Consider the following 24984-nt stretch of genomic DNA (forward strand, 5'->3'; position numbering starts at 1 on the left):
TCAATGAACAGCATTGCGGTGTCGTTGAGGCAACCGGGGCTTGGGATCGGCTATGAATCACGCCGGCTTTTGCAGCGTGTCATACGCTTCAAGCGACCGCAGCGAGTAGATGTAGGCCGCGCCCGCATTCAACGAAATCGCAGTTGCCAGGGCCGCTGCGACCTCCTCGCGACTCGCGCCAGCCTTGATCGCCGCGTCCGTGTGGGCGGCGATGCAGCCGTCGCAGCGAGTGGTGACGGCGATGGCGATCGAGATCAGTTCGCGAGTCTTGGCATCGAGTACATTGTTTTCGCTGGCGGCTTCCCCTAGCGCCATATAGGCCTTGACCATTTTCGGGTTGCTGCGGCCCAGCGCGCCAAAGGCTTTCTGAATGGTGGGCAACAATTCGGACCAGTTATTGAACATGGCATTAACTCCTGAGTGGGTTGGGTGTACTGTTTTGACGCCCTCAGTTTTTCACCCTGGCGCCACTCGGATTTGCTCAATGCGCTCAGGTTTTTTGGCGAAACGCTCAAATGAATGCGATCGATAAACTCATCAGCCTGGCCAACGTGCGCGGCAGCCTGGACCTGCGCTGTCAGTTCCAGGGCGACTGGGCCCTGGATCACGGGCAGCAAGCCCTGGGCACAGCCCCCTATCACATCGTGCTGGCCGGTGAATGCCGCGTCGAGTTTGCCGATGGGCAGCGCTTGCCCATGCGCGCCGGCGACATCCTGCTGTTGCCGCGCGGTGCCCCTCACGTCATGCACAGCCCTGGCAAAACGGTAACGCCGACCTCACCCCGGGTCATGACCGGGGGCACCTTGCCGATTCATCGCATTGGCGGCGCCAGCGCGGAGCTGGACATGCTTTGCGGGGGCTTTCACTTCAACCGGGCTTCGTTGCTGTTCGGTGCCTTGCCCGAATACCTGGTGATTCCCAGCGGCGCATTACCAGCCAATGGGCCGTTGCCGGCGCTGGTGGAGGTCATGCGTGCAGAAGCGGATGGGGATAAGGTCGGCGCGCGCTTCTTGCTCGATGCCCTGTCACAAGCGCTGTTCACCCTGATTCTGCGTGCGCATCTGGCCAGCCAGGGACAGGACAGTGGTTCGCTGGCCCTGCTCGGCGATAAACGTCTGGGCCGGTCCTGGCAGGCCATGTTGGCAGACCCTGCGCACGCATGGACCATCCAAGGCCTGGCGGACATCGCGAGCATGTCCCGGGCCAATTTCATGCGCGCATTCGTCAAGGTGGCCGGCGTCTCGCCGTGGGTGCTGTTGACGCAAGTACGCATGGAGTTGGCCTTCAGCCTGCTCAGCCATTCACACTTGGGACTAAGCGATATCGCCGTACAGGTCGGCTACCAATCCCAGGCCGCGTTCAGCAAGAAATTCAAGGAAGTCTTCGGCGAGGCGCCAGGACGCGTGCGCCGCGCGATTCTGAGCCCAAGCGCGAGCTGATACTCAAGAAACATCCGCTCGCAGGGCCGGGTGCTCGCGCAGGCGCTCGACGATGTAATCCACGAAGCTGCGCACGCGCATCGGCGCCTTGCTTCTTTCGCGGTAGACCACATGAACCGGTATCGAGGGCGGCTCATAAGGTTGCAAGACCCGGCGCAAGCGTCCGCTGTTCAGATAGTCGTGCAGTGGATAGTTCAAGCAGCGCATCAACCCAGCCCCATGAGCCGCCGCATCGATGGCCGTCTGCAGCGTGGCGCAGCTGAGCCGCGTGCGTGCCTTGAGGCCGCTGGCCTGCTGATGAAAAGGCCACTGGACCCAATCCTGGTTGGCCTGCGTGGCGATCAGTCGATGATTGTGCAGATCCTGCGGCACAACCGGTTCACCATGAAGCGCCAGGTAGCCAGGACTGGCGCAGACGAGTGAACGAACGCTGCCGACCGGTCGTGCGACCAATGAGCAGTTGGGCAGATGCCCCACCAGCACCGCCACATCCAGCCCTTCCTCATGCATGTTCGGAAAACGATCGTGGTAGTGGGCGAATATCCTGATCTCGGGGTACTGATCCATGTAGCCGGCCAGCACCGGGGCCATGACATAGCGGCTGAACAGCAAGGGCAACAGGATCGTCAGGTTGCCTTGGGCCTGGACATGCCAGCCCTTGGCCGATGCCTCGGCCTCGTCAATCGCCCTGAGGATCCGTGAACAGTCGGCCATGAAGCCGATCCCGGCCTCAGTCAGCACGACCCCGCGCGTGCTGCGCAACAGTAATTGCACACCCAGTCGCGCCTCCAACCGAGCGATGGCACGCATCACGGTCGGTCCGGAAACGTTGAGGCGCTGGGCTGCCGAAGCGAGACTGGGGCACTGCGACAGCGCATGGAACATCAGCATTTCATGGTGGCGAGCCATCAGGCGAGGCCTTTTACGACAGGCTTGAGCGTGACGTCGTCCCCCAACCGATCAGCGAGAAAGTCGACGAACGTGCGCACCTTGGCCGGCACTCGATTGCTCTTCTGATACACCACGTGAATCGGCAACGCTGGCGGCTCGAACGCCTTGAGCACCACCTCAAGTTCCCCATCGGCGACCTGCCGGGCTACTTGATAGGACAAGACCCGGGTCACGCCCCAACCCTGGCAGGCGATATTGATCGCCGCCTGATTCGCGGTCACCACCAGGCGTGGATCAAAGCGCAAGCTCAGCGAACTGGCCTCGTCCATGAACTGCCAGTGGCTCAGCAAATGACTGGCCGAAGACATCACGATGTTGGCCTTGCTCAACTCACCAGGATGCGTTGGCCGTCCGTGTCGCTGGAAATAGGCCGGGGAACCACAAATCACCTGGCGCACTTCACCAACCTTGATGGCGTGCTGATTGTTTTCCTGCAAATGACCGATGCGGATCGCCACGTCGATGCCTTCGTCGGCGATGTTCACCACGCGGTCGACCAACAAGGCGTTGAGGTGTACCGAGGGAAATTGATCCAGGTAATCCGTCAGCAAAGGCGCGATGTACAGCTCGCCAAACAGCACCGGAGCAGTGACCGTCAGATACCCGCAGGGGACCGAATAGCTGCCGGCAGCAGCCTCCTCGGCTTCATCGAGCTCACTCAGGATCCGTCGGCAATCTTCCAGGTAGCGTTGCCCCGCTTCGGTCAAGTACACCTTGCGGGTGGTGCGCGACAACAGCTGGGTGCCAATCCGCTCCTCCATCGCCGCAATGGCGCGCGTCACGCTTGGCGGTGAAATACGCAGTCGGCGGGCAGCAGCGGCGAACCCTTCCTCCTCGGCCACCGCCATGAAAACCTGCATTTCCTGAAAGCGATCCATGGGCGGTCCAGTCTTGAGGGCACGTGGCTTGAATTACTTGCCGGAAGATGGCCCCCGGCAAGCACCCGCGGTTTGAATCAGGCTTGCTGCAAGCCCTTGGCGGTACGTTGCATGCCGACGAAATTCGGCAAGGCTTCGATGCTGCCCAGCCAGGCCCGGACGTTCGGGTAGTCGGTCAGCGCGACGTTGCCTTCCGGCGCATGGGACACGTAGGTGTACGCGGCCACATCGGCGATGGTCGGTTGCTCACCGGCCAGGAACCGGCTTTGCCCCAACTCCGTCTCCATCACCTTCAACAGGGCATGGGAGCGCTTGATGGCGTCTTCGGCGTCATAGCCGGCGCCGAACACGGTGATCAACCGGGCGTTGGCCGGCCCCTGGTTGATCTGGCCCGCCGCCACCGACAGCCAGCGCTGCACCCGCGCCTGGGCAAGCGAATCACTGGGCAGCCATTGCCCCTTGCCATACTTGGTCGCGAGGTAGACCAGGATCGCGTTCGAGTCGGCCAGGACGGTGCCGTTATCGTCGATCACCGGCACCTGGCCAAAGCTGTTGATGGCAAGAAATTCCGGCGTCTTGTGCTCACCTTTCATCAAGTCCACGAATATCAACTCGGTTGGCAAGCCAAGCAGCGAGAGCATCAGCTCGACACGATGGGCGTGCCCCGACAGCGGGTGGCGATAAAGTTTGATCGCTTTCTCAGACATGACGTACTCCATGTTGTTTTGGGCTCGAAGCGGTGATCGCGTCGATGGCGCTATCCTCTGCTCCTGTCCCGGACAGCGGAATAACCAGCTTCTACAATCCAGCATTTCATCCAGTGAAACAGTCGGGCGGTCAGCCTAGTGGCCTGTACGGTTAATTCGAGTACACGAATCAGCCACGCAGGCCACTAGACCTCCAGCACCAAAGGCTCGCTCCCCTGGGCCGGTACGGCGCAACAGATCAGCACTTCACCTTCGCCGACCGGTTCGGCCGGCTGGCTCAGGTAATGCACCTGGCCGCGGCTCAAGCGGGTTTTGCAGGTGCCGCAGGAACCGCCGCGGCAACTGAATTCCGGGTTAAGGCCGCGCGCTTCGGCCAGCTCCAGCAGCGTCCCACTGCCCGGCTCCCAACGTGCCTCCTTGCCGGAACTGGCGAACAAGACCTTCACCGCTTCATTGGCGGCCGGCACTTGCTCTGGCGCCGGCATGCTCACTTCGAGATCTCGCACGAGCGTCGAGGGCCCGAAGGTTTCCGCGTGGATGCGATCGTCAGGAATGCGCAGTTTGCGCAGCCCGTCGTACAACGCCTGGGTAAAGCTGCCCGGCCCGCACAAATAGAAGTCGTAGTCGTTGAGCGGCAGCAGCTTCTTGAGCAGTTCCACATCGATCCTGCCGGCCAGGTCATAGCCCTCAGCGCTCCCTCCATCAGTGGGTGGCTGGCTGACCAGGCGCAGAACCTGTAGCTTGTCGCCGGCACGGGCGGCCAGTTCGTCGATCTCGTCACCGAAAGCCAGGTCGGCCACCGAACGAGCGCTTTGCACCAGCCAGACCGGGCGCATGCGGCTGATGCGTTGGCCCTGGTACACCACCTCGCGCAACATCGACAACAACGGCGTGATACCTACCCCCGCTGCCAGCAAGACCAACGGACGCCGCTCGGTGGCCTGGACGGTGAAATGGCCCTGAGGCGCCCGCGCCTCAATCTCGTGCAGCGCCTGCACCTGATCATGCAGGTGGGACGACACCGAGCCATCGCGCTTGACGCTGATACGCAGGAAATCATCCGACGGCGCACTGGATACGCTGTAGGTCCGGATCGATGGAGCGCTCTGCCCCTCCAACAAGATCCTCACCGGCAAATGTTGCCCGGCTTCAAACCGGGGCAAACCCAAGCCATCGCTCGCCTGCAAGTAGAACGAGCGAATGTTGTGGCTTTCATCCACCACCCGCGCAACACGCAACGCCCGCCAGCGGCTACGCAGCGCCTCGGCCTGCAAGCGCTCGGCGGCCTGCTCCCAACTGCCGGTCATCATTGAATTGGGCGAGTCGCCTTCGTCCTGGTCCTTCCAGCGCAGCGCAATGGCTGCTGGGCGATACACGATGCGTTGCGGGATAAAGCGCAGCAGCCGCTCGGCGCCCTGGAACGCGCTGATCTCGGGGTCGTCCAACAGCACTTGCGCCGAGCCGCTCATTTGCAGCAGATCGCCCGTCCGGAAATCGACGAACACCAGCCCGGCCCTTGGATTGAGCAGGATGTTGCCCAGCGTGTTGAAAAACAGGTTGCCGGAAAAGTCCGGGATGGTCAGCGATCCGTCTTCATCCATGCGCACAAACCCCGGCTTGCCACCACGGTGGGAAGCATCGACCTGCCGCTCGCCATCGCGTACCACGTAGGTGGCGATATAGAACGAATCGGCCGCCGTCACCAGGCGCCGCACCAGCGGGTCGGACAGGGTCAGTTGACGCGGCGCAACGGCCTGCGCGTCGACAAAGTGGTACTGGCGCAAGTTGATGTAGCGAGGGCAGTTGCCATACGCCTGGCTCACTGAAATCTCGAGCCCCGGGTCGAGCTGACGACGGACGACACCGTTCATGCGGTTGCGTCTGCGGGTGTGCAACTCGATCCCCAGCATCCCGATGGCATCGCCCTCGCCCATGCCCTCCTGGGCCGGGTCGTTCGGCTCAGGTTCGAGTTGGATTTGCAGGGTCTGCGGATCGGGTGAGTTCATGAAGCCCGGTTGTCCCGCGCGCAGGGTCGCCCAGACGTCGCCTTGCCGATCCACCGCCCCCAGCACCACGAAAGGCAGTTGGGCGTAGAACTCCCGATGCTGGTCCGGCATCCAGGTACGCGCCAGTTGCCGTTGACCGACACTGGCCATCATGTCGACTGCCCCGACGGAGCGCTGCAAGGCCAGCTCTCCTTCGTGCCAGGGCGAGGTTTTTGCTTGCAAGGCTACGTCCATCAGCTACTCCTCGCGCTCGCAGCATGAACGCCTGCGCCAGTGCGCTACGGTTGGGGATTCTCCGCCTTCGTTTGCACGGCTGTGCAAGTGGCTGGAGTCATCTTCTGCCCAAAGCGACGGCGCAGGAATACGCACAAACTGCAATCCACCGTTTCATAAAATGGAATGGTGGAAGAACGAGCAATGGCCCGGACGGCGATCACGTCCTGATGCTGGAAAAGTTCTTGGTCAGCTCGAGCAAGGTCGCCCGCAACTCTGGCGGTCGCACGGGCTTGGCCAGGATCGAAATGTTCATGTGGTGCAGCGCATGGCGGATTCTCTCGATTTCATGGCCGGTCATGATCATGGCGGGGACTTCCCAGCCCCGTTGTTCGCGAATCGCGGCGATGCATTCGGAACCGGAGACCTTCGTGCCCAGGTCGAAGTCGGCAATGATGATGTCGCAGTCACTGGTCACGCCCACTCCGTCGCTGTGGGTTTCCACTTCGCACCCCCACTTCTCCAATAGCGCGGATGTCGCCATCAGCACGTTGGCGTCATCCTCTACCAGGCACACCCGCAAGCCTTGCAAACGGCTGTGCGTGGACACCGGCCTGTCCACCATCGCCCTTGGCGCGACCGTTTCCAGCCCCTGGATCATGGCGCGAGTGCCCCTGCCGAGCCGGGAGTCCAGTTGAATGTCCAGATTGATCAGGTGGCTGATTCGCTTGACGATGGACAACCCCAGGCCCAGCCCCTCGACGTCCTTGTCACGAACGTGACGCACCCGATAGAACTCCTTGAACACCTCGGGTAGGTGTTCGGCGGCAATGCCCCGGCCCTTGTCATAGATGACGATGGCCAGGCCACTGCCTTTCGGACGCACGCCGATCAACACCGGCTGGCCGGAGGCATATTTGAGCGTGTTGGAGACCAGGTTCTGCACCATGGTCGCCAACAGGCCGGCGTTGACATTGACCCAATGCCGGCAAGGCCGCAGGCGCAACTCGACACCGGCCCAGCGGGCCGCTTCGGTGTTCTGCTTGACCACATCTTGAAGCAGTGTGCCCAGGTGTACGGGTTCGGCCTGCGGTTCAAGCTGCCCGTTATCGAGGGTGTAGATATCGAGGATCGAGCGAAACAGTTGCGAGACGATGTGCAACGAACGGTCGATGTTGTCCACCAGTCGCAACTCTTCCTGGCCCAACCGGGCATCGCGCAGGCAGGCGGTGAACAAGCCGATCGAGTGAATCGGTTGGCGCAAGTCATGGCTGGCCTGGGCCAGGAAGCGGGACTTCTCCTGGTTCGCGGCAATCGCCTCTTCCGAAGCGATGCGGGTTCGGGTCAGCAGGATATGCGCGTAGGCGGGCACCACGATGGTGGTGACGATCAGCGTCAGGAACAGATAGGGTTGACCACGCCAGAACGGCGTGAGCAGGAAAATCACCACCAGGGTCGACAACGCGATAACGGTTGCCAGCGCCAGGTAGCGCGAGCCGAAGCGCATGCCATTGCCCAACGTGACCCAGAGCAATGCAGCGTACACCGGTAGCGTACCCTCCCCACCCACGATCAAGGCAAAGGCAAGACTGGCATAATCCAGTGTCATGGCAAAAAGACGACGCAGGAAGAAGTGCCCGGGCCAGCGCTTGACCGCCATGCGCAGAGGGATAGCGGTGCCGAAGAAAAAGGTCATGTACCACAGGATCGGTACATAGGTTTCGAAGTCGCTGGCCAGAAAGGCCACCACAATGATGTAGAGCGCTGCACAGGCCCCGACCGTCAATCTCAAGGTAGCCTGATCAAGCTCGCTATTCTTTTCCGTCATGGTCACTGGATTATTCCAACATGAAAGGTTGTTTCAAACTTGAAACCCAAGGGGGCAGTTTAGGTTACGATTCGTGAACTGGAAGATCAGAAGGATCTGAAGCATGACGTGCAGAGTAATTGTGGCAGATGACCACCCTTTGTTTCGCGAAGGTATGCTGAGAACCATTGAACGACTCATACCGACAGCATCCATAGAACAGGCTGGAAATCTGGACGAAGTATTGGCGCTGGCACGCTCCGGAGTGGAAGTGGACTCCCTGATACTCGACTTGCGCTTTCCCGGGATCAAATCGTTGCAAGTCATCGGCCAGTTGCGCGGTGAGTTCAAACGCACCTCGATCATTGTGGTTTCAATGGTGGATGATGTCGATGTTATTTCCCAGGTGATAGCGCTGGGTGCCGACGGATTCATCGGCAAGAATATCGACCCCGCCGCAATTGCCGACGCCATCATGGCAATACGCGAAGGCGAAGTGGTGGTGAAGTATCAAGCCGAAAACGCGATCCTGGACGATGCACTTTCCCAACTGACCGCGCGCCAACGGCAAGTGCTTGGCTTGATCGCCGCCGGCAAGACCAACAAGGAGATAGCCCGGGACCTGGGTATCTCCCCGTTCACGGTGCGCATCCATGTCTCAAGCCTGCTCAAATCCCTGGGTGTGCCCACGCGCGCGGCGGCTGCGGCGCAGTTTTCCAACTTCCCAAGCCATGGTGGATGGCCGGGAAAACAAGACAATTGAATGTATAACGGCGGCGAATATCAATTGAGCATCACCCTCCGTGCCGGCCCATCTCCGGGGCCATAGCACACTTGTACTATAGCTTCGCCCAGTACGCTCCCCCTAAGCTGTGGACGCTCCATAAAAAGGCTGTTCGAACAGCCAAATATAAAGAAAGCCAACATGCCATGCGCCGTGCAGTATCACTGTACCTATTGAAACGTCATGACGTGCGAAGCCTATGGATTTAATAAATCGATAGGCGGCGCAATGCTGGGTCAACTTCACCGTGCACGGTTGAAATGGAATGGTCCTGACATCAACTCAAGGTAAGTCATCATGTCCTTCAAATATGGAAAAACACTTAGAAATGGAATGACGCTGTGCATGCTGGCGGGCGTACTGAACGGTTGTGCAAACACCGGCGACTTGGGTAACTTGATGGGCGCCTTGAATCAGGGTGCCCAAAAATACGACGTCTCTTACCTCAAGCAAACGATCATTCCGGGCAAGACGACAAAAGGCCAGATCACTCAAATGTTCGGCGCGCCGACGAATGAAGAGCTCAATTCGACCAGTACCAGCAACGAGTCGAACTGGACCTATGAAAAGAGTGATGAGGGCCTGGATAAGTACATGAAGCTGGCCCACAAGTACGTGTCGCCCGAGACGCGCCTGAAGATGTACGACACCTCGGCACAACTGTCCAAGGCACAAACCGTGGCCAACGACCTCAGCAGCGTGACCGGCACGAAAGCGGGCCAAAGCCAGACCCAGGGTTCGGTATTGACCATCTATTTCGTCGATGACGTCGTGAAGTACTACAGGGTCTACTGACGCAATGGCATTGCCTTTGGGGACAGCATCAAGCCTGTCCCCAACCCTCACCTCATTTCTTCCAAGTACCTGCGCTCAAGACGCAAGCCTTGCAGATAACGAACGACTTCGTTCACGTGCTCTCCCGACGCCCTGCGTGGTAGTCCCCTCCTGAAGTATCCCGGCCCGGGCAACTATTCTGAGTCGCATTGATGGGCCAGCCGCTACGCTATCTCAAGGCACCAGAAGCCCATGAGGTTCGAAAACCGGTGGAAAAGAACAGTGAACTCGACCAGGCCACATTACGCCTGACCGTCAGCGCCTGCGCGCTGTTGTATATCGTCATCCTGGCCGGCCTCTATCCAGAAGACGCCGCGAGCTACGTACCCATCATTATCTACATCTGTACGTTCATCGTCGTCTCGGTGTTCCTGCGCATGATCATCAAGCGCTGGCCCGGACACTTCTTCTGGCGGCGCCTTTTCACAATGCTGCATGACTATGCCGGCATCGCATTTGCCATGATCGTCGGTGGAGAGGACACGCTCCCGGTGTACGCGGCATTACTCTGGGTCACGCTGGGCAATGGCATGCGCTTCGGCTCGCGCTACCTGGCGTTGGCGACCGTTATCGCATTGTCGAGCCTGGTACTGGTTTTCTGGCTGACCCCGTTCTGGCATACGCAGCCCTACATGTTCCTGATGTTGATCGTCACCACCATTGTGGTGCCCGCCTACGCGCACATTTTGCTCAAGCGCACACGCATTGCCTCCGAAGAAGCCATTTTGGCCAATCAGGAGAAATCGCGATTCCTGGCCCAGGCCAGTCATGACCTGCGCCAGCCAATCCACTCCATCGGCCTGTTCACGGCTTGTCTGCGCGATGCCCGGTTGGGCCAGGAAGAGTTGCGACTGGTGGACAACATCGACCGTTCGCTGCACACCGTGTCGCAGCTATTCCGCTCGATCCTCGATATCTACACCCTCGATCACGGCCAACTGATGCCGAAAGCCGACACCGTACACCTGGGCCAATTGCTGCAGGACGTCGTCAAGCAGAACACCGAAGCAGCCCGCTGGGCCGGCGTCGAGCTGCGTCTGCGCGATTGTCCTTACTGGGTCAGCGTCAATCCCGGCTTGCTGACTACGATGGTCCAGAACCTGCTGTCCAACGCGCTCAAATACGCACCCGGCCAACCCGTGCTGATCGGCGTGCGGCGCCAGGGCAAGCGCCTGGCCGTGGTGATCTACGACAAGGGGCGCGGCATCGCCGCCGAACATTTGCCCGAAGTGTTCAAGGAGTTCTACCGCGTGCGCCATATGCGCGACAAGGATGTCGAGGGCCTTGGCCTCGGCCTGTCCATCGTCAAGCGCATCAGCCAGATGCTCGACGTCGATATACACATCCGCTCCAAGGTCGGACAAGGCACCCGGGTGGCAATCAGCGGCCTGGAGCCGGCAGCACCACGTGTCATGGCGCCCAAGGTAGTGCCCGTCCAGAATCGCCTGGACGGGTTACGGGTGTGCTTGGTTGAAGACGACGCCAACGTACTGATGGCGACCTCGGCGCTGCTGGAAAAATGGGGCTGCGAGGTTGAGGCCCACAGCGACGGCGAAGGGTTGACCAGCGATTGCGACATCGTCATCGCCGACTTCGACCTGGGCACAAAAGTCTCGGGCGCCGAATGCATTGCCGCGCTACGCGAGCAGCGCGGCTGGCAAGTCCCGGCGCTGGTCATCACCGGGCATGAGATCGAGCGGATACGCCAATCGCTGCAAAGCCTGAGTATCTCGGTGCTGGCCAAGCCCGTGCGACCGCCGGAACTGCGAACGGTATTGCTTGAATTGGTCAAGCGCATGAATCGCAAGGGCGAGGACTCAGCTCACCTCAACCCACCCAGCCGATAGCCGTCTTGGGGATCACCTCGGACTCGTCGAGCTTGGACGCAAACATGCTCACGGCCTCAAGTGCGTCCGTGGTCCCGTTCCTGATTTGCACGATGACCGAACCGGCCTGATCTGCCAGGGTTACGCCGCGCAATGCGCCTTCATGGGTCACGTTCATGCTGGCGACGGCATCGCGGGTTTCGGAGAGGATCATGCCGATCATTTCGGCAATTTCAGAGGTGGAGCGACTGGTGCGCCCGGCCAGTTGCCGGACCTCGTCGGCCACCACCGCGAACCCCCTCCCCTGGTCCCCGGCCCGTGCGGCCTCGATGGCCGCGTTGAGGGCCAGCAGGTTGGTCTGGTCGGCAATGCCGCGAATGGTATTGACGATGGCGGTGATCTCTTCCGAACGCGCGCCCAACTGCCCAACCAGACGCGCGGAAGAGCCAATGTTATCGGCAATCTCGCGCATCTCCTTGGCAGTCTGGTGGATCACCTGGGCACCCTGTTCGGCCACTCGCTCGGTCTCGGCGGAGATATGGTACGCACGGGAAGCGCCGCGCGAATCCTCTTCGAATTTCTCCACCCGCTCGCTGATGTCACTGGCGAACTTCACGATCTTGCACAACTTGCCTTCGGCGTCATAGACCGGGTTGTAGCTGGCTTCCAGCCAGACGACTTTGCCGTTTTTACCGAGGCGCTTGAATTGGCCGCTGAAAAACTCGCCGGCGTTGAGACGGCGCCAGAAATCACTGTACTCCGAGCTGCCAACCAGGCTCGGCTCGCAGAACATCCGGTGATGCTTGCCCTTGAGCTCTGCCAACGTGTAATTCATGACATTCATGAAGTTGTCGTTGGCGGTCAGGATGTGGCCGCCCAGGTCGAACTCGATCACAGCCATGGCCCGGTCGAGTGCCGCCAGCCGGCCACGTGTTTCTGCCTCGCTGGCAACCTTGGCGGTGACATCGAGTGCGTACTTGACCACCTTCACGACGCGGCCCTGCTCGTCCACGATCGGGTTATAGCTGGCTTCCAGCCATACGTTCTGCCCTTGCGCGCTACGGCGCTGAAACGTGCCGGAAACAAATTGACCGGCGCGCAACTTGTTCCAGAATTCACGGTACTCGGCGCTGCCCACCAGCGCCGGGGTGCAAAAATCCCGATGGGACAGGCCGGCCAATTGATCCGCACGGTAGCCCATCGTGCGAAGAAAATTTTCGTTCGCCCGAAGGACCTTGCCATCGGGGCTGAACTCGATAACAGCCATCGACCGCTCCAGGGAGCCTACCAATCCTTTGTATGTTGCCAATTCGGCCGTCCTAGCCGTCAGTTCGTTTTTTAGTGTTGTATTAAACATGACGTACCCTCGGTGAACCCTGAAAGTAACCGGACCTTCTATTCATATCGGCTCGCTGACTGAAGGCTGAACGGTACGCTGTAATCATGTTTCGGCGCCAAAACCCAACGAATCCATCAACCAGGTTCTAAAGGCCTGCACTTTGGGGGTGTCGGCTGTTTCATGCGGGCTCACGAAGTAAAAACCGAGGTCAGATTTCAATCGCAGATCAAAGGGGGCAACCAATCGCCCGGCCTTGAGGTCATCCTCGACATAGGTCGAACGCCCAATGCAGACCCCCAGACCGTCAACCGCAGCCTGAACGGCCATCATCGCAAGGTCGAATGTCAGCCGGCTGCCTTCGGCCAGTTTTTTCGGCTGGCCAGCGGCACTCAACCAGGCACTCCAGTCGTCGCGGGTCACCCCACTGACCTGCAACAAGGTGTGCCGGGCCAGATCGCACGGATTCTCCAGGACTTTCGGACCTTGCAGCAGCCTGGGGCTGCACACCGGAAAGATCTCATCGGCCATCAGCCAATCCGCCCGCAACCCCTTCCAGTCCCCGGAACCGTAACGAATGGCCGCATCGACACCGCCCTTACGAAAATCCACTCGTTCGGTGGATGCCGTAACGCGCACGTCAATGTTGGGAAACGCCTGCTGGAATGACGCCAGTCGCGGCAACAACCATTTGGAAGCAAATGAAACCAGGGTACTGATCGTCAAGACGCTGTTGCTGCGGCTCTGCAGCAACGTCTGCGTGCAATAGCGCAACTCATGGAACGCCGCGCGAACGCCTGGGAAATAGGCATGTCCTTCGTCTGTCAGGGCCAGGCCATCCTTGAGCCGCAAGAACAGGCGCACGCCCAGTTCCTCTTCGAGCCGGCGAATTTGATGGCTGATGGCGGTTTGCGTGACGTTCAGCTCTTGCGCAGCCTTGGTAAAGCTCATATGCCGAGCGGCCGACTCGAATGCTTTAAGGCCATTGAGGGAAGGGATTCTGATGGCCATTGGGCTCGGCTTGCTCATGAGGTTTTGTCATACGCTAGCACTGAAGATGTCGTTTGAAAATGTTCCGGCCCTCGCGGATTCTGACAGCACGTCCCCCCGTCCTCGAGGAAACCATGAAACTGTACTTCGCCCCCATGACCTGCTCATTGTCCCCGCACATCGTGCTGCGGGAATTGGGCCTGCCATTTGAATTGATTCGGGTCGACAACAAAACCAAGCGAACTGCCGATGGGCTCGATTTCCTGAGCATCAACCCCAAGGGCTACGTGGCAGCCTTGGTGCTGGATAACGGTGATGTCCTGACCGAGGGGCCCGCCATCGTCCAGTACCTGGCCGACCTGGTCCCCGCAAGCACGCTGGCGCCGGCCAATGGCACTTGGGAGCGGGTTCGCTTGCAGGAATGGTTGAACTTCATTACCTCCGAGCTTCACAGCGGATGTGCGCCGCTGTTCAACGCCGATATTGCAGAGTCGACCAAGGCCATCTTCAGGGCAAAACTGTTCAGGCGCCTGGATTACCTCAGCCAGGCCCTTGAACAACAGGATTACCTGATGGGCACCTTCGGCCTGGCCGACAGCTATTTGTTTACCGTCCTGAACTGGCTGCCGTTGTTCAATATCCAGATCAGGGATTGGCCGGCACTGGCAGCGTTCATGGCGCGAATCGCAACACGCCCCAGCGTCCGGGCAGCCATGGCTGCGGAAGCGGCGTAGTCATTGGCGGCACATTCAAGCTCGATGCAACCTGACCTGCGGCTATCGCGAGCAAGCTCGCTCACAGTTGTCCGGGGTGATTGTAAGATTCGAGATACACCTCGGCCCTCCTGTGGGAGCTTGCTCGCGATGACGGCGCAAGCCCGACCTCAGCCAATCAGATTCGCATACACCGGCCGGTCGATATTGCCACCGGAGAGAATCACCGCCACCTTTTTCCCCCGCATCGTTTCACGTTCCTGCATCAGCGCTGCCAAGGCGGCCGCGCCGGCACCTTCGGCGAGGTTGTGGGTGTCGGTGTAATACGCCCGCATGGCCCCGGCAATTTCAGCATCGCTGACCGCTACGATTCTCGTCGCCCCGGCCCCATAGATGGCAAAGGCCTCGGGAACGGGCCTGCGCACGGCCAGGCCGTCGGCAAAGGTATTTGCCGACGCGGTCTCGCATAGCCTGCCCGCTTCAAACGACAACTTCGCCGCGAGGGCCTCGGTGGACACCACGCCCACCACCTGGGTCTTCAGGCCCAAGGCATCGCGGGCGGCGATGACCGCGCAGATCCCCGAGCCGCAGCCTATCGGCACATAGACGGTGTCCAGGTCCGGCACCGCGTTGAACAGCTCAAGCCCATAGGTCGCCACGCCCTTGACCAACTCGGGATGGAACGGCGGCACCAGATAGAGGCCATGCGATTGGGCCAGGCGTACGGCCTCCTCACGGGCCTCATCGAAATCGCGGCCATACTCGATCACCTCGCCGCCAAAACCGCGCATGGCGTTGTTCTTCTCCACCGAGTTACCTTGCGGCACGACGATCAACGCTTTCAAACCCAATGCGCTGGCCGCCAGCGCCAGGCTCTGGCCGTGGTTGCCGCGAGTCGCCGTGACGATGCCTTTTGCCTCTGGGTGCTCGCGCTTGAGCCAGCGCACGAAGGTCAGGCCGCCGCGTACCTTGAAGGCCCCCGTCGGGGTGTGATTCTCGTGCTTGACCCACACCGTGCAACCCAGCCGTTCAGCCAACAAGGGCCAGGCGTACTGGGCGGTGGCGGGCATGACTTCGTATAAGTGGCGGGCAGCTTGTTCGATATCGTCGCGAGTCAGTGTGTGCATGATGGGCCTCCGGGTTTTTGCCCAGTCTAATCAGGGCACCACCGGCGGGCTTTCAGAAAACTGACCTGACTTTCTGCTCCTCTCTTCACTACTATGCTGTTCATGAACCCTCGAAACCGCCAACAGCCGCCCCAGTCCGAACCGGTCCGTCGTATCGAAGCAGGGCCCTGGGCGATCGAATTGCTGCCCGGCTGCGCCTACGCCACCCGCTATGTCGCCACCCAGTCGGCGATCGGCTTTGCCTTCGACAGCCAGCGTGGCCTGCACGCCATCGGCAGCGACCGCGTGCTGCCCTTCGAGGCGATCCCCAACGGCCTGGCATTTGTCCCCGCCGAATGCGACGTGTTCTCCGAATCTCCCAGGGGCGGAGAATACCTGCGGGTCGTGCGCACCGACGGTATGGCGTTGCCGGGGGAACATGCGTTCAACAACCGTATGGACCCGCAGGCCATCACCCTCGCCCTGAGAATGCGCAGCGCACTGCTGCGTGCCACCGCGGAGGATGACTGGGAGGCCTGGACGCTCGGATTGGCTGAACGGGTGAAGGACCCCAAGACGTTTTCGGCCCCCGTACAAGGGTCCATCACCGGCGGGCGAATGCGCCTGCTCGACGAGTTCATCGACGCCGGTCTCGACGGTCCGCTGGGGGTCAAGGAAATGGCCAGCCTCCTTGGCTTGTCCGAAGGGTACTTCATGCGGGCATTCAAGAATGCCACCGGCAAAAGCCCGCACAGCTACCTGATCGACCGGCGCCTGGCCAAGGCGCGGGCGCTGATGCGCGACTCAACCGCCCGACTGATCGATATCGCCCACACTTGCGGCTTCAACTCCCAGGCGCACATGACCACGCTGTTCAAGCAACGCCTTGGCGTCAGCCCGGCGCAGTTGCGCGGCTATTCGAGGCCCTGAACGGGCCGGGCAAGCCGGTCACCTGAAACACGAGTGGCGCCCCAAATCAAATCGCCATCAGATGGCCTTGCAAAAACACCCGGGCCGTCTAGATTCAAACCTGTCATCAACCACACCTGACAGCCCTTCGGGCGAGAGCGTCTATTGGCCTAAAACACACACTTGGCGTTGCTTTCAATTACTGACACGGAATCAGTCAATAACAACAAGAGGGATGCTTGATGAAGCATGGCCGTGGGTATCGTTTGCTCTCGCAAAAAGGCGCAGCCGGACATTTCTGGCTGTCGCTGGTTTGCTTTTCCGCCCTGGTGATCGCCAGCTTCTTGCTGTTCGAACAACAGATCCAGGACTTCCTGACCCATCTCGAGCTGTACCAGCCCTCGACGCCCGCGCAGAAACTCTACCTGGCGTTGCTGCTGATCGCCCTGCTGGCGCTGGACGTGGTGCTGCCGGTGCCGTCGAGCATGGTTGCGCTGCTGGCCGTGGCCATGCTCGGCAGCGTGGGGGGGTACCTGGCGATTTTCGTGGGGCTGTGCCTGGGCGCCGGGTTGGGCTATGCCCTGGGAGCCGGCTATTTGCGTTTGTTGTCCGGCCGCCTGGGCCTGCATCAGCGCCAGCCGGGGCAACTGGCGTACCGGTTGGGCACACTGTCGTTGATCTGCCTGCGCGGGGTCCCGGTATTGGCGGAAACTTCAGTCGTCGCCGCCGGTATGCAAGGCTACCCTCTGCGCGCTTTCATCCTGGTCACCACCCTGGCCAACGCCGGCCTCGCGCTGGCCTACAGCGCCATTGGCACCTTTCTCGTCGAGCAGAACGCGCTGTTGGTGACCTTGCTCGCCAGCATGGTATTGCCCGGGCTGTTCATCGCCGGGTACAGCCTGTTCAAGAGCCTTCGCCGGCACGACGCGGAGCAACCGTTGCACGGGCGCTTCAAGGTCAGCTACGACTACCCGGTGGTGTTCACCGACCATGTATTCGATCCGCTCAATCCCTGCCTGCACCGCCAGCTCATGGCCGGCCACAGGGGCCCGGTCACGGTGTTGATATTCGCCGATGAACAACTGCTGCACAGCGCCCCGCACCTGCAAGAACAGATCAACGCCTACTTCGCCAGCCACTTTCCAGACCTGCACCTGCAGGCGCCGCCGATTGCGGTCCCGGCCGGCGAGTCGAGCAAGGATTCACAGGTGTTGCAGCGGCTGTACACCGACATGCTGAAACATGGCTTGGACCGGCATTGCCATGTGCTGGCCCTCGGTGGCGGCGCGGTGCTGGATGCGGTGGGCTACGCCTGCGCCACCTTCCACCGTGGCATTCGCCTGATTCGCATCCCCAGCACCGTGCTCGCCCAGAACGACGCCGGCATCGGTGTGAAAAACGGCATCAACGCCTTCGGCCAGAAGAACTTGCTGGGTGCCTTCTATCCCGCCACCGCAGTCATCAACGACTTTCAATTGCTGACCAGCCTGACCCGGCGCGACCAGATCGCAGGCCTGGCCGAGGCGGTCAAGGTGGCGCTGATCAAGGACCCGGCGTTTTTCCAGTGGATGGAGCAACAGGCCGACGCCCTCGCCCACTTCGAACATGGGGCCAGCCGCTATGCGATCCGCCGCTGCGCTGAATTGCACCTGGCGCACATCACCGGTGCCGGCGACCCCTTCGAACGCGGTAACGGACGGCCCTTGGACTACGGACATTGGTCCGCTCACAAACTGGAAAATCTCAGTCAGCACCGACTGCGCCATGGTGAAGCCGTCGCGGTGGGCATGGCCCTGGATGGGCTTTATGCCAATGCCCTGGGATTGTTGAGCGACGGCGACACCGAACGGGTGCTGAACCTGCTGCTCAAGCTCGGCTTCTGCCTGAACCCGCCAGAACTGACCTTGAAAGATGCACTGGGGCGCTCGCAGGTCTTGCTGGGATTGGAGGAGTTCCGCCAGCATCTGGGCGGGCAACTCTCCATCCCCATGTTGAGCCGGATCGGCGAGTCGGTGGACTTGCATGAAATCGATACCGCGCGAATGGAGCAGGCATTGCAGCGGCTGTCCACCCAGGTCGAGCTTGCGCCGATCCTGAACGAGCGCTGTGCGCAATGAACCAGACGGCGCCGAACCTCAAGACCTGGCTGACCCTCGGCCGTGTCTCCAACCTGCCCACGGTGTGGACCAATACCTTGGCCGCCGCCCTGCTCGCCAGCAGCGCCGGGGCCCTGGCACCGCCGTCTTCCCTGGTGTGGATCCTGCTGCTGGTGGCACTGTCGCTGCTGTACCTCGCCGGCATGCTGTTGAACGACCTGTTGGACGCCGACTGGGACCAACAACACCACAATCCCCGCCCCATAATCCTGGGCCTGGTGAGCCGCCAGCACGTGCGGCTGGCCACTGCGTTGTTGCTGGTGCTGGCTGCCGCCTCGCTGCTGGGCCTGAGCCAGTTGATCGAGCAGCCGCACTGGCTGCTGGGCAGCGCCACCCTGTTGGTGGGCTGCATTCTCGGTTACAACCTGCTGCACAAGAAATACGCCCACAGCGTCTGGCTGATGGGAGCCTGCCGCTCCGCGCTCTACCTCACCGCGGCGGCCAGCCTGGCGATGCCGGCGGGACCGATCTGGCTCTGCGCCATCTTGCTCGGTGTCTACATCAGCGGCCTGACCTACCTGGCCCGCCAGGAACACCGCAACCAACTGATCAGCCGCCTCCCCCTGCTCCTGATGCTGAGCCCACTGGCCTTGGCAGTCTATGCAGGCAGCGCCTGGTTTTGGCCGGTGCTGCTGTTATGGCTTGGCTGGTTGGGCTGGCATTACTGGCACAACCTGGCCAACCCGCGGCAACGACAGGTCCGCGCCTTTATCGGCGCTGGCCTGGCAGCCCTGCCGCTGTTCGATGCCCTGGTACTGGCCGTGGCTAACCAGCCCTTGGGCAGCCTGTTATGTGTCGTGGTGTTTTTCCTGCTTCCCCATTTCCAGCGCTGGATCAAACCAACATGAACACGGACGTTACTGCAGCGGCATCGGCGGCCCTCGACATGCGCCACGATTGCCTGAACGAACAACGCCAGCCCTTCATCCGCCATCTCGATGAAAGCGAACGGCGATGGTGGCATCAGGCACAGGAACAGCTTGCCCTAAGCCCGGACGCCAACACCGCGGCGCTCATGAGCAGCCAATGCAAGCGCAACCTCAAGGAGCGTGCGCAACCCGGCAGCGATGGCTGGAGCAACGTCCAGCTGGCGCGGGCGTTGCTGCTGGCCCAGGTGCTGGAACAGCAGCCCGCCGCCCGGCAAGTCCCCCTGCTGCACCAATTATTCCTGTGGGGCGACGACCAGGAAAAGATCGCCACCTTGAAAGCCCTCGATTGGCTCGATAGTCGCGGAGCGTGCGTGGAGCTTGCACGCCAGGCCGGGCGCACCAGCAACAGCCAGGTGTTCGCCGCCCTCGCCCTGGACACCGCCTACCCATCGCGTCACTACAACGAACAGGCCTTCAACCAATTGGTGTTGAAAGCGCTGGGCATGGGCCTCGACGTACGACGCCTGATCGGCCTGGCGCAACGACAAAGCGTCACCCTCAACCAGTTGGCCCTCGACCTGCTGGACGAACAACTCGCCGCCGAACGAACGGTGTCCGCCGGACTGCCCCACGTCATTGCCTTCGACCTGCTGAGCCCGGCGCAACGTCAGCGCCTGGCCGGCCTGGCCCAGCAACAACGCTTGCCGGCGCAATGGCACGAGCACCTGGGCGGCGTTTCGCCGAACTGATACCCCACCATCCCCCGCTTTTTTTGACGAGGATTCACCATGCTCAAGTACTTTGACCCGCATATCCACATGGTCAGCCGCACCACCGACGATTACCAGAACATGGCGGCCGCCGGCATCACCGGGGTGATCGAGCCGGCCTTCTGGCAGGGCCAGGCCAGGACCAGCGTCGGCAGCTTCATCGACTACTTCGACACACTGTTGGGCTGGGAGCGTTTTCGCGCCAGCATGTTTGGCATCCATCACTTCTGCACCATTGGCCTGAATCCCAAGGAGGCCAATGACCTGTCGGTGGCCAATGAGGTGCTGGAGATTCTGCCGCGCTACCTGGTGAAAGACGGCGTGGTGGCGGTGGGTGAAATCGGCTACGACGACATTACCCCGGAAGAAGATCGCTTTCTCGCCGCGCAATTGGAGCTGGCCAAGCAATTCAATCTGCCGGTGCTGGTGCACACCCCGCACCGCGACAAGATAGGTGGCACCAAACGCACGCTCGCCGTCATTCGCGAGGTCGGCATTGCCGAACATCTGGTGATCATTGACCACCTCAACGAACTGACCCTGCCCCTGGTGCTGGACAGCGACTGCTGGCGCGGCCACTCCATCTACCCCAACACCAAGATGTCGGAACAACGCATGGTCGCGCTGCTGCAGCAGTACGGCACGGAAAAAATGGTGGTCAACAGCGCCGCCGACTGGGGCATCAGCGACCCGCTCAAGGTGCCCAAGACCGGCCAGGCAATGTTGGCCGCAGGTTTCAGTGAAGCCCAGGTCGAACAAGTGCTGTTCCACAACCCGGTGGACTTTTTTGCCCAGAGCGGCCAGTTGGACAAAGTCCTGGTCAGCACGCCCCTGCCCATCGATCAGCGGCGGCAATGGCAGGACAACTCCGCCCTGCGGGGCCAGGAACCGGTGATCAAATGAGCGCCCGCACGGGTTGGACGGCCACGCAGATCGGCTATTGCAGCAACGTTCACCCGACCCATGACCTGGGCGGGCTACGCGCTTGCGTCGAACGGCATTTCCAGACCGTACGCACACTGCGCGGGCTCGACACGCAGGACAGTGGATTGTGGATCAGCGCCCTCGCCGCCGCCGAACTCCAACATGCGCCGACCCGTGCGGATTTCCTCGACCTGCTGCAACGCAGCGGGCTACGCCTGACCTCGCTCAATGGGTTTCCCTACGGCCAATTTCACCAAGGCGCAGTGAAAGCCGACGTCTACCTGCCCAACTGGGCCGATCCGCAGCGGCTGGCGTACAGCCTGGACCTGGCTCGACTTCTCGCCCAGGCCCTGCCAGCGGACTGTGCCCAGGGGGTGATCTCCAGCCTGCCGCTGGGTTATGCCGCCCACTGGAGCCCGACGGTACAGCAACGTGCCGAGCAGCAACTGCGCGAGCTCACTGCCGGGCTGGCCCGGCTGCAACGGGAGATGGGCAAGAAGATCGTGGTCTGCCTGGAGATGGAGCCCGATTGCGTGTTGGAAAACACCGACCAGGCCATCGCCTTCTTCCACCACTGGCAAGCCACGGACCCGCACCATGAACATCTGGCGCTGTGCTTTGACGTTTGCCACCAGGCCGTGATGTTCGAAGACTGCTATCAATCACTGGACCGATTGCGTCGGGCCCGGGTCCCCATCGGCAAGATCCAGTTATCCAATGCACTGATTTGTCGCCTGCCTGAGGACGAGCACCGGCGCGAACAGGTGCTCAAGACATTGAGCGGTTTTGCCGAGCCCACCTATCTGCATCAAGTGAAGGCCCGCGATGGACATGATCGGTTATCGGCCTGGGCCGATCTCCCCGCGGCCCTGGACGATTGTGAGCAGAACCGCGCCTCTCATCCCGAACTGAGGATTCACTTCCACATTCCGCTGTTCAGCGAGCAGTTGCTGCTACCCGAACTCAGCGGCAGCCAGCTTGCCCTGTCGCAGACTTTCGACTTTTTGGCCGACCATGGGGATTTTCGCCCCGTACTGGAAGTGGAAACCTACAGCTGGGGCGTCCTGCCCAGCCAATTGCGGCCCACGACCGAGCACGCCCAACTCCAGGGCATCGCGGCGGAGTTGCATTGGGTCGAGGATCAATTGCAACAGCGCAGCTTGCTAGAACCTCAGGCACTGGAGGCCCACGCCCATGCGCTCTGATCCTGCGCGCCAGCCGCTGCTGCTGATCAACGTGGTCGGCCTGACGCCCGCGCTGTTGGGTGCCGCGACGCCCTGCATCAATGCCCTGTTGAAAACGGCCAAGATGGCCACGCTGCAGCCAGTGTTCCCGGCGGTCACCTCGACCGTGCAGGCCTCGATCCTCACCGGACAACCACCGTCGGAACACGGCATCGTCGGCAACGGCTGGTATTTTCGCGATCAGGCCGAAGTACGTTTCTGGCTGCAACCCAATGCACTGATCCAGGGGGAAAAGGTCTGGCAGACACTCAAGCGCCAGTACCCCGGGTTTCGCTGCAGCCAATTGTTCTGGTGGTACAACATGTATGCCGACGTGGACGCCGCCATTACTCCTCGGCCCCACTACCCGGCCGATGGTCGCAAGCTGTTCGGCCTGTATTCGGCGCCGGCCTCGTTGCATGAGCGTATCGAACAGCAGATCGGCGAGTTTCCCTTTCCGAGTTTCTGGGGACCGGCGGCCGGCATCGCGTCGAGCCGCTGGATCGTCGACTGCGCCATCGCCGAATTCCAGCTCAACCGCCCCGACCTGCAATTGATCTACCTGCCCCACCTCGACTACAGCCTGCAACGCCTGGGGCCCGATCACCCGGCGATTGCCGACGAGGTACGGGCCATCGACAGCGAAGTCGGGCGTCTGCTGGACTTTGCCCAAGCACAAGGCGCGGCAGTGATGCTGCTGTCCGAATACGGGATCGAAGCCGTCACCCAATCCGTTTCCATCAACCGGTTGTTACGTGCCGAGGGCTTGTTGCAGGTCCGCCAATCGCTGACCTGGGAGTTGCTCGATCCCGGTGCCAGTGCAGCGTTTGCCGTGGCCGATCATCAGGTCGCGCACATCTACGTGAAGCAGGCGCGCGACATCCCCCGCGTCAAGGCGCTGTTGCAACGCCAGGCCGGCATCGAACAGGTACTGGATAAAACCGAACAACAGGCCTGGCAACTGGATCATCCCCGCAGCGGCGAACTGGTGGCCGTGGCCGCGCCCGGTTACTGGTTCGATTACTACTACTGGTTCGACGAGCGCCAGGCTCCCGACTTTGCCCGCACCGTGGACATCCATCGCAAGCCTGGCTACGACCCGCTAGAGCTGTTCATCGACCCGGCCATTCGCTTCCCGAAACTGAAAGTGGCGCGCCGCCTGCTCCAGAAAAAGCTCGGCTTTCGCTACTACATGGACCTGATTCCGCTGGACACCCGCCTGGTCCGCGGCAGCCACGGACGGCTGCCCACGAGCGAGAAGACCGGCCCGCTGCTCATCACCAATTGTGATCTGTCGTTGCCGCAGCACCTTGCGGCGACGGCGGTGAAGCAACTGCTCCTGGAACACTTCCGGGGGCACCCTCATGCCGATACGGCGAATGCCAAGGAGCTTCCATGCGGCGAGCCATTTCCATAACCGTTCTCAGTGCCCTGGCCGGTTTGGCCCAGGCACAGGACACCAACAACTTCGATTGCAGTAACTTCCTGCAATTTGGAGCAGACATCAACCAGACTCGGACCGCGTTTGCCCAGAGTCCCGAGACCATGGCCTGGAACTGGTTCGTCTGCTTGAACCAACCCAGTACCGCGCAAAGCAGCAATCTCGTGTGGGAGACGATGAAGCCCTCGGACCAGGTCTACCTGCCCAACGGCGCTCCACCGGGCACCTATGACAGCTCCGCGCCGCTCCCGGCCGCGGTGGTGACGCAAGCCAAGGCACAAGGTATGGACTTGTCCCGGTCCTTCCATAACATCAATGCCACCCAACAGGTCGATGGCCTGATCCTGCAAATGGGTGGTGCCGTGCCCGATGCCCAACAAGGCCACCCCGTACGCTTTCAGTTGCTGATGGGCAAGGACACGTTCGATTACATCGTGAATAAGCAGGTCTACAACATGAATGGCCAGGCCGCCCTGGCCAACGACCTGAACTTCCCCCCCACCGCCTGGGAGTTGAAAGCCGCGTGGCTGTGGATCGGCACAGACACGACCTACCGACAAACCCTGGTGAACGACGGCTACTACATTGCCCAGGCCTATTACCAGCAGGACGACGGTACTTACCAGGTCGGCTATGTGGCATTGAGCGGTTTGCATGTCGTCAACAAACTGAACGCCAACTGGGTCTGGACCACCTTCGAAAACATCAACAACAGTAAATACACCGTCACCAATGCCGCCCCGCCTGCGCCGATGACCAACACCACGGGGCCGACTCCGGCCGCCAAGCCGGTGAATGCCAGCTTCCAGGCCAATAACCGGAACCTGTCGAAGTACGAGTTGATCGGGGTCGAGTTCCAACCCATCACCCAGGTACTGGCCAACTCACAACTGGAATCGGCGTTCCAGAACACCTCGTCCTGCCTGGCCTGCCACGGCACCGCCGCCTATTCGAACGACAAAGGCTACTTCAATTTCGCTCTGAACCACGGGGGCGGCATCGTCTACCCCACCACCCCGCTGCCGCCCTCGGCATTCGATGGCTACAAAAAACTGGACTTTGTCTGGTCGCTGAAACGCGCCCAGTGGCAACGCTAAGGAGC

The 24984-nt window shown here is 61.1% G+C and carries 22 protein-coding genes and 1 pseudogene; 13 read left to right on the forward strand and 10 right to left on the reverse strand.

Features of this window, described 5'->3' with window-relative positions:
* Positions 1 to 57 precede the first annotated feature (57 nt).
* Positions 58 to 405, reverse strand: a complete 348-nt coding sequence (locus V7773_RS23870; RefSeq protein WP_092165140.1) for a carboxymuconolactone decarboxylase family protein — start codon at positions 403 to 405, stop codon at positions 58 to 60.
* A 110-nt stretch (positions 406 to 515) separates the two neighbouring features.
* Here V7773_RS23870 and V7773_RS23875 point away from each other — a divergent pair, with 110 nt between their 5' ends.
* The gene (locus V7773_RS23875) at positions 516 to 1439 is read left to right on the forward strand and encodes an AraC family transcriptional regulator (protein WP_336075534.1); all 924 of its coding nucleotides are present in this window, start codon (positions 516 to 518) and stop codon (positions 1437 to 1439) included.
* A gap of 3 nt (positions 1440 to 1442) precedes the next feature.
* Here V7773_RS23875 and V7773_RS23880 read toward each other — a convergent pair whose 3' ends face one another.
* From V7773_RS23880 to V7773_RS23900, 5 genes are all read right to left on the reverse strand, one after another.
* On the reverse strand, positions 1443 to 2348 hold the full coding sequence (locus V7773_RS23880) for a LysR family transcriptional regulator (protein WP_336075537.1): 906 nt from the start codon (positions 2346 to 2348) through the stop codon (positions 1443 to 1445).
* On the reverse strand, positions 2348 to 3268 hold the full coding sequence (locus V7773_RS23885) for a LysR family transcriptional regulator (RefSeq protein WP_336075539.1): 921 nt from the start codon (positions 3266 to 3268) through the stop codon (positions 2348 to 2350). Before V7773_RS23885 ends, V7773_RS23880 begins: the two co-directional genes overlap by 1 nt.
* Before the next feature lie 77 nt (positions 3269 to 3345).
* On the reverse strand, positions 3346 to 3975 hold the full coding sequence (locus tag V7773_RS23890) for a glutathione S-transferase family protein (RefSeq protein ID WP_063321590.1): 630 nt from the start codon (positions 3973 to 3975) through the stop codon (positions 3346 to 3348).
* Positions 3976 to 4160: 185 nt separating this feature from the next.
* Positions 4161 to 6215 carry a 2Fe-2S iron-sulfur cluster-binding protein gene (locus tag V7773_RS23895; RefSeq protein WP_336075540.1) on the reverse strand — a complete coding sequence of 685 codons (2055 nt, stop codon included), beginning with the start codon at positions 6213 to 6215 and terminating at the stop codon, positions 4161 to 4163.
* A gap of 199 nt (positions 6216 to 6414) precedes the next feature.
* Positions 6415 to 8022 (reverse strand): ATP-binding response regulator, encoded by a 1608-nt coding sequence (locus V7773_RS23900; RefSeq protein ID WP_336075591.1) that lies wholly within the window; start codon positions 8020 to 8022, stop codon positions 6415 to 6417.
* 103 nt (positions 8023 to 8125) lie between these two features.
* Between V7773_RS23900 and V7773_RS23905 the strand changes: the two genes are divergently transcribed.
* The 3 genes from V7773_RS23905 to V7773_RS23915 all read left to right on the forward strand — a co-directional run bounded on the left by V7773_RS23905 (position 8126) and on the right by V7773_RS23915 (position 11466).
* A complete protein-coding gene (locus V7773_RS23905) occupies positions 8126 to 8764 on the forward strand; it encodes a response regulator transcription factor (RefSeq protein WP_336075542.1) in 639 nt (212 codons plus the stop codon).
* A gap of 318 nt (positions 8765 to 9082) precedes the next feature.
* The gene (locus tag V7773_RS23910) at positions 9083 to 9580 is read left to right on the forward strand and encodes a hypothetical protein (RefSeq protein WP_092141838.1); all 498 of its coding nucleotides are present in this window, start codon (positions 9083 to 9085) and stop codon (positions 9578 to 9580) included.
* Between the two features lie 191 nt (positions 9581 to 9771).
* Entirely contained in the window at positions 9772 to 11466 is a 1695-nt protein-coding gene (locus tag V7773_RS23915) for an ATP-binding response regulator (RefSeq protein ID WP_336075543.1), read from the forward strand.
* On the opposite strand, the gene V7773_RS30595 is transcribed toward V7773_RS23915, so the two are convergent.
* From V7773_RS30595 to V7773_RS23925, 3 genes and pseudogenes are all read right to left on the reverse strand, one after another.
* Entirely contained in the window at positions 11447 to 12061 is a 615-nt protein-coding gene (locus V7773_RS30595) for a methyl-accepting chemotaxis protein (RefSeq protein WP_371914646.1), read from the reverse strand. The genes V7773_RS23915 and V7773_RS30595 overlap by 20 nt on opposite strands.
* Positions 12035 to 12802 (reverse strand): annotated as a pseudogene (locus V7773_RS30600) (PAS domain-containing protein); the annotation flags it as partial. The gene V7773_RS30595 and the pseudogene V7773_RS30600, both read right to left, overlap by 27 nt.
* Positions 12803 to 12886: 84 nt before the next feature.
* Positions 12887 to 13792: a transcriptional regulator GcvA gene (locus V7773_RS23925; protein ID WP_336075592.1), complete on the reverse strand. Its 906-nt coding sequence runs from the start codon at positions 13790 to 13792 to the stop codon at positions 12887 to 12889.
* A gap of 113 nt (positions 13793 to 13905) precedes the next feature.
* On the opposite strand from V7773_RS23925, the gene gstA reads away from it, so the two are divergent.
* A complete protein-coding gene (gene gstA / locus V7773_RS23930) occupies positions 13906 to 14505 on the forward strand; it encodes a glutathione transferase GstA (RefSeq protein WP_336075545.1) in 600 nt (199 codons plus the stop codon).
* A gap of 149 nt (positions 14506 to 14654) precedes the next feature.
* On the opposite strand, the gene V7773_RS23935 is transcribed toward gstA, so the two are convergent.
* The gene (locus V7773_RS23935; RefSeq protein ID WP_336075546.1) at positions 14655 to 15611 is read right to left on the reverse strand and encodes a threonine dehydratase; all 957 of its coding nucleotides are present in this window, start codon (positions 15609 to 15611) and stop codon (positions 14655 to 14657) included.
* A gap of 93 nt (positions 15612 to 15704) precedes the next feature.
* Here V7773_RS23935 and V7773_RS23940 point away from each other — a divergent pair, with 93 nt between their 5' ends.
* From V7773_RS23940 to V7773_RS23975, 8 genes are all read left to right on the forward strand, one after another.
* Positions 15705 to 16520, forward strand: coding sequence for a helix-turn-helix transcriptional regulator (locus tag V7773_RS23940; protein ID WP_336075548.1), 816 nt, complete (start codon positions 15705 to 15707; stop codon positions 16518 to 16520).
* 221 nt (positions 16521 to 16741) lie between these two features.
* Positions 16742 to 18616 carry a 3-dehydroquinate synthase gene (locus V7773_RS23945; RefSeq protein WP_336075549.1) on the forward strand — a complete coding sequence of 625 codons (1875 nt, stop codon included), beginning with the start codon at positions 16742 to 16744 and terminating at the stop codon, positions 18614 to 18616.
* The gene (locus tag V7773_RS23950) at positions 18613 to 19503 is read left to right on the forward strand and encodes a UbiA family prenyltransferase (RefSeq protein WP_336075550.1); all 891 of its coding nucleotides are present in this window, start codon (positions 18613 to 18615) and stop codon (positions 19501 to 19503) included. The genes V7773_RS23945 and V7773_RS23950 overlap by 4 nt, the downstream gene beginning before the upstream one ends.
* Positions 19500 to 20273 (forward strand): EboA domain-containing protein, encoded by a 774-nt coding sequence (locus tag V7773_RS23955; protein WP_336075552.1) that lies wholly within the window; start codon positions 19500 to 19502, stop codon positions 20271 to 20273. Before V7773_RS23950 ends, V7773_RS23955 begins: the two co-directional genes overlap by 4 nt.
* A gap of 39 nt (positions 20274 to 20312) precedes the next feature.
* Complete coding sequence (locus V7773_RS23960; RefSeq protein ID WP_336075554.1) at positions 20313 to 21197, forward strand: TatD family hydrolase; 885 nt, start codon at positions 20313 to 20315, stop codon at positions 21195 to 21197.
* Positions 21194 to 22423, forward strand: a complete 1230-nt coding sequence (gene eboE / locus V7773_RS23965) for a metabolite traffic protein EboE (protein ID WP_336075556.1) — start codon at positions 21194 to 21196, stop codon at positions 22421 to 22423. The genes V7773_RS23960 and eboE overlap by 4 nt, the downstream gene beginning before the upstream one ends.
* Positions 22413 to 23858 (forward strand): alkaline phosphatase family protein, encoded by a 1446-nt coding sequence (locus V7773_RS23970; protein ID WP_336075558.1) that lies wholly within the window; start codon positions 22413 to 22415, stop codon positions 23856 to 23858. Before eboE ends, V7773_RS23970 begins: the two co-directional genes overlap by 11 nt.
* Positions 23837 to 24979 (forward strand): hypothetical protein, encoded by a 1143-nt coding sequence (locus V7773_RS23975; RefSeq protein WP_063321603.1) that lies wholly within the window; start codon positions 23837 to 23839, stop codon positions 24977 to 24979. Before V7773_RS23970 ends, V7773_RS23975 begins: the two co-directional genes overlap by 22 nt.
* The last annotated feature ends 5 nt before the right edge of the window (positions 24980 to 24984 follow it).

The organism is Pseudomonas sp. 3JA, from assembly GCF_036961705.1.
GTDB lineage: Bacteria > Pseudomonadota > Gammaproteobacteria > Pseudomonadales > Pseudomonadaceae > Aquipseudomonas > Aquipseudomonas fluorescens_Q.

Bases quoted from the DNA above. Each gene is read 5' to 3' on its own strand.
- V7773_RS23870 (WP_092165140.1), bottom strand. From the start codon at position 405: ATGTTCAATAACTGGTCCGAATTGTTGCCCACCATTCAGAAAGCCTTT.
- V7773_RS23875 (WP_336075534.1), top strand. From the start codon at position 516: ATGAATGCGATCGATAAACTCATCAGCCTGGCCAACGTGCGCGGCAGC.
- V7773_RS23880 (WP_336075537.1), bottom strand. From the start codon at position 2,348: ATGGCTCGCCACCATGAAATGCTGATGTTCCATGCGCTGTCGCAGTGC.
- V7773_RS23885 (WP_336075539.1), bottom strand. From the start codon at position 3,268: ATGGATCGCTTTCAGGAAATGCAGGTTTTCATGGCGGTGGCCGAGGAG.
- V7773_RS23890 (WP_063321590.1), bottom strand. From the start codon at position 3,975: ATGTCTGAGAAAGCGATCAAACTTTATCGCCACCCGCTGTCGGGGCAC.
- V7773_RS23895 (WP_336075540.1), bottom strand. From the start codon at position 6,215: ATGGACGTAGCCTTGCAAGCAAAAACCTCGCCCTGGCACGAAGGAGAG.
- V7773_RS23900 (WP_336075591.1), bottom strand. From the start codon at position 8,022: ATGACGGAAAAGAATAGCGAGCTTGATCAGGCTACCTTGAGATTGACG.
- V7773_RS23905 (WP_336075542.1), top strand. From the start codon at position 8,126: ATGACGTGCAGAGTAATTGTGGCAGATGACCACCCTTTGTTTCGCGAA.
- V7773_RS23910 (WP_092141838.1), top strand. From the start codon at position 9,083: ATGTCCTTCAAATATGGAAAAACACTTAGAAATGGAATGACGCTGTGC.
- V7773_RS23915 (WP_336075543.1), top strand. From the start codon at position 9,772: ATGGGCCAGCCGCTACGCTATCTCAAGGCACCAGAAGCCCATGAGGTT.
- V7773_RS23925 (WP_336075592.1), bottom strand. From the start codon at position 13,792: ATGGCCATCAGAATCCCTTCCCTCAATGGCCTTAAAGCATTCGAGTCG.
- gstA (WP_336075545.1), top strand. From the start codon at position 13,906: ATGAAACTGTACTTCGCCCCCATGACCTGCTCATTGTCCCCGCACATC.
- V7773_RS23935 (WP_336075546.1), bottom strand. From the start codon at position 15,611: ATGCACACACTGACTCGCGACGATATCGAACAAGCTGCCCGCCACTTA.
- V7773_RS23940 (WP_336075548.1), top strand. From the start codon at position 15,705: ATGCTGTTCATGAACCCTCGAAACCGCCAACAGCCGCCCCAGTCCGAA.
- V7773_RS23945 (WP_336075549.1), top strand. From the start codon at position 16,742: ATGAAGCATGGCCGTGGGTATCGTTTGCTCTCGCAAAAAGGCGCAGCC.
- V7773_RS23950 (WP_336075550.1), top strand. From the start codon at position 18,613: ATGAACCAGACGGCGCCGAACCTCAAGACCTGGCTGACCCTCGGCCGT.
- V7773_RS23955 (WP_336075552.1), top strand. From the start codon at position 19,500: ATGAACACGGACGTTACTGCAGCGGCATCGGCGGCCCTCGACATGCGC.
- V7773_RS23960 (WP_336075554.1), top strand. From the start codon at position 20,313: ATGCTCAAGTACTTTGACCCGCATATCCACATGGTCAGCCGCACCACC.
- eboE (WP_336075556.1), top strand. From the start codon at position 21,194: ATGAGCGCCCGCACGGGTTGGACGGCCACGCAGATCGGCTATTGCAGC.
- V7773_RS23970 (WP_336075558.1), top strand. From the start codon at position 22,413: ATGCGCTCTGATCCTGCGCGCCAGCCGCTGCTGCTGATCAACGTGGTC.
- V7773_RS23975 (WP_063321603.1), top strand. From the start codon at position 23,837: ATGCGGCGAGCCATTTCCATAACCGTTCTCAGTGCCCTGGCCGGTTTG.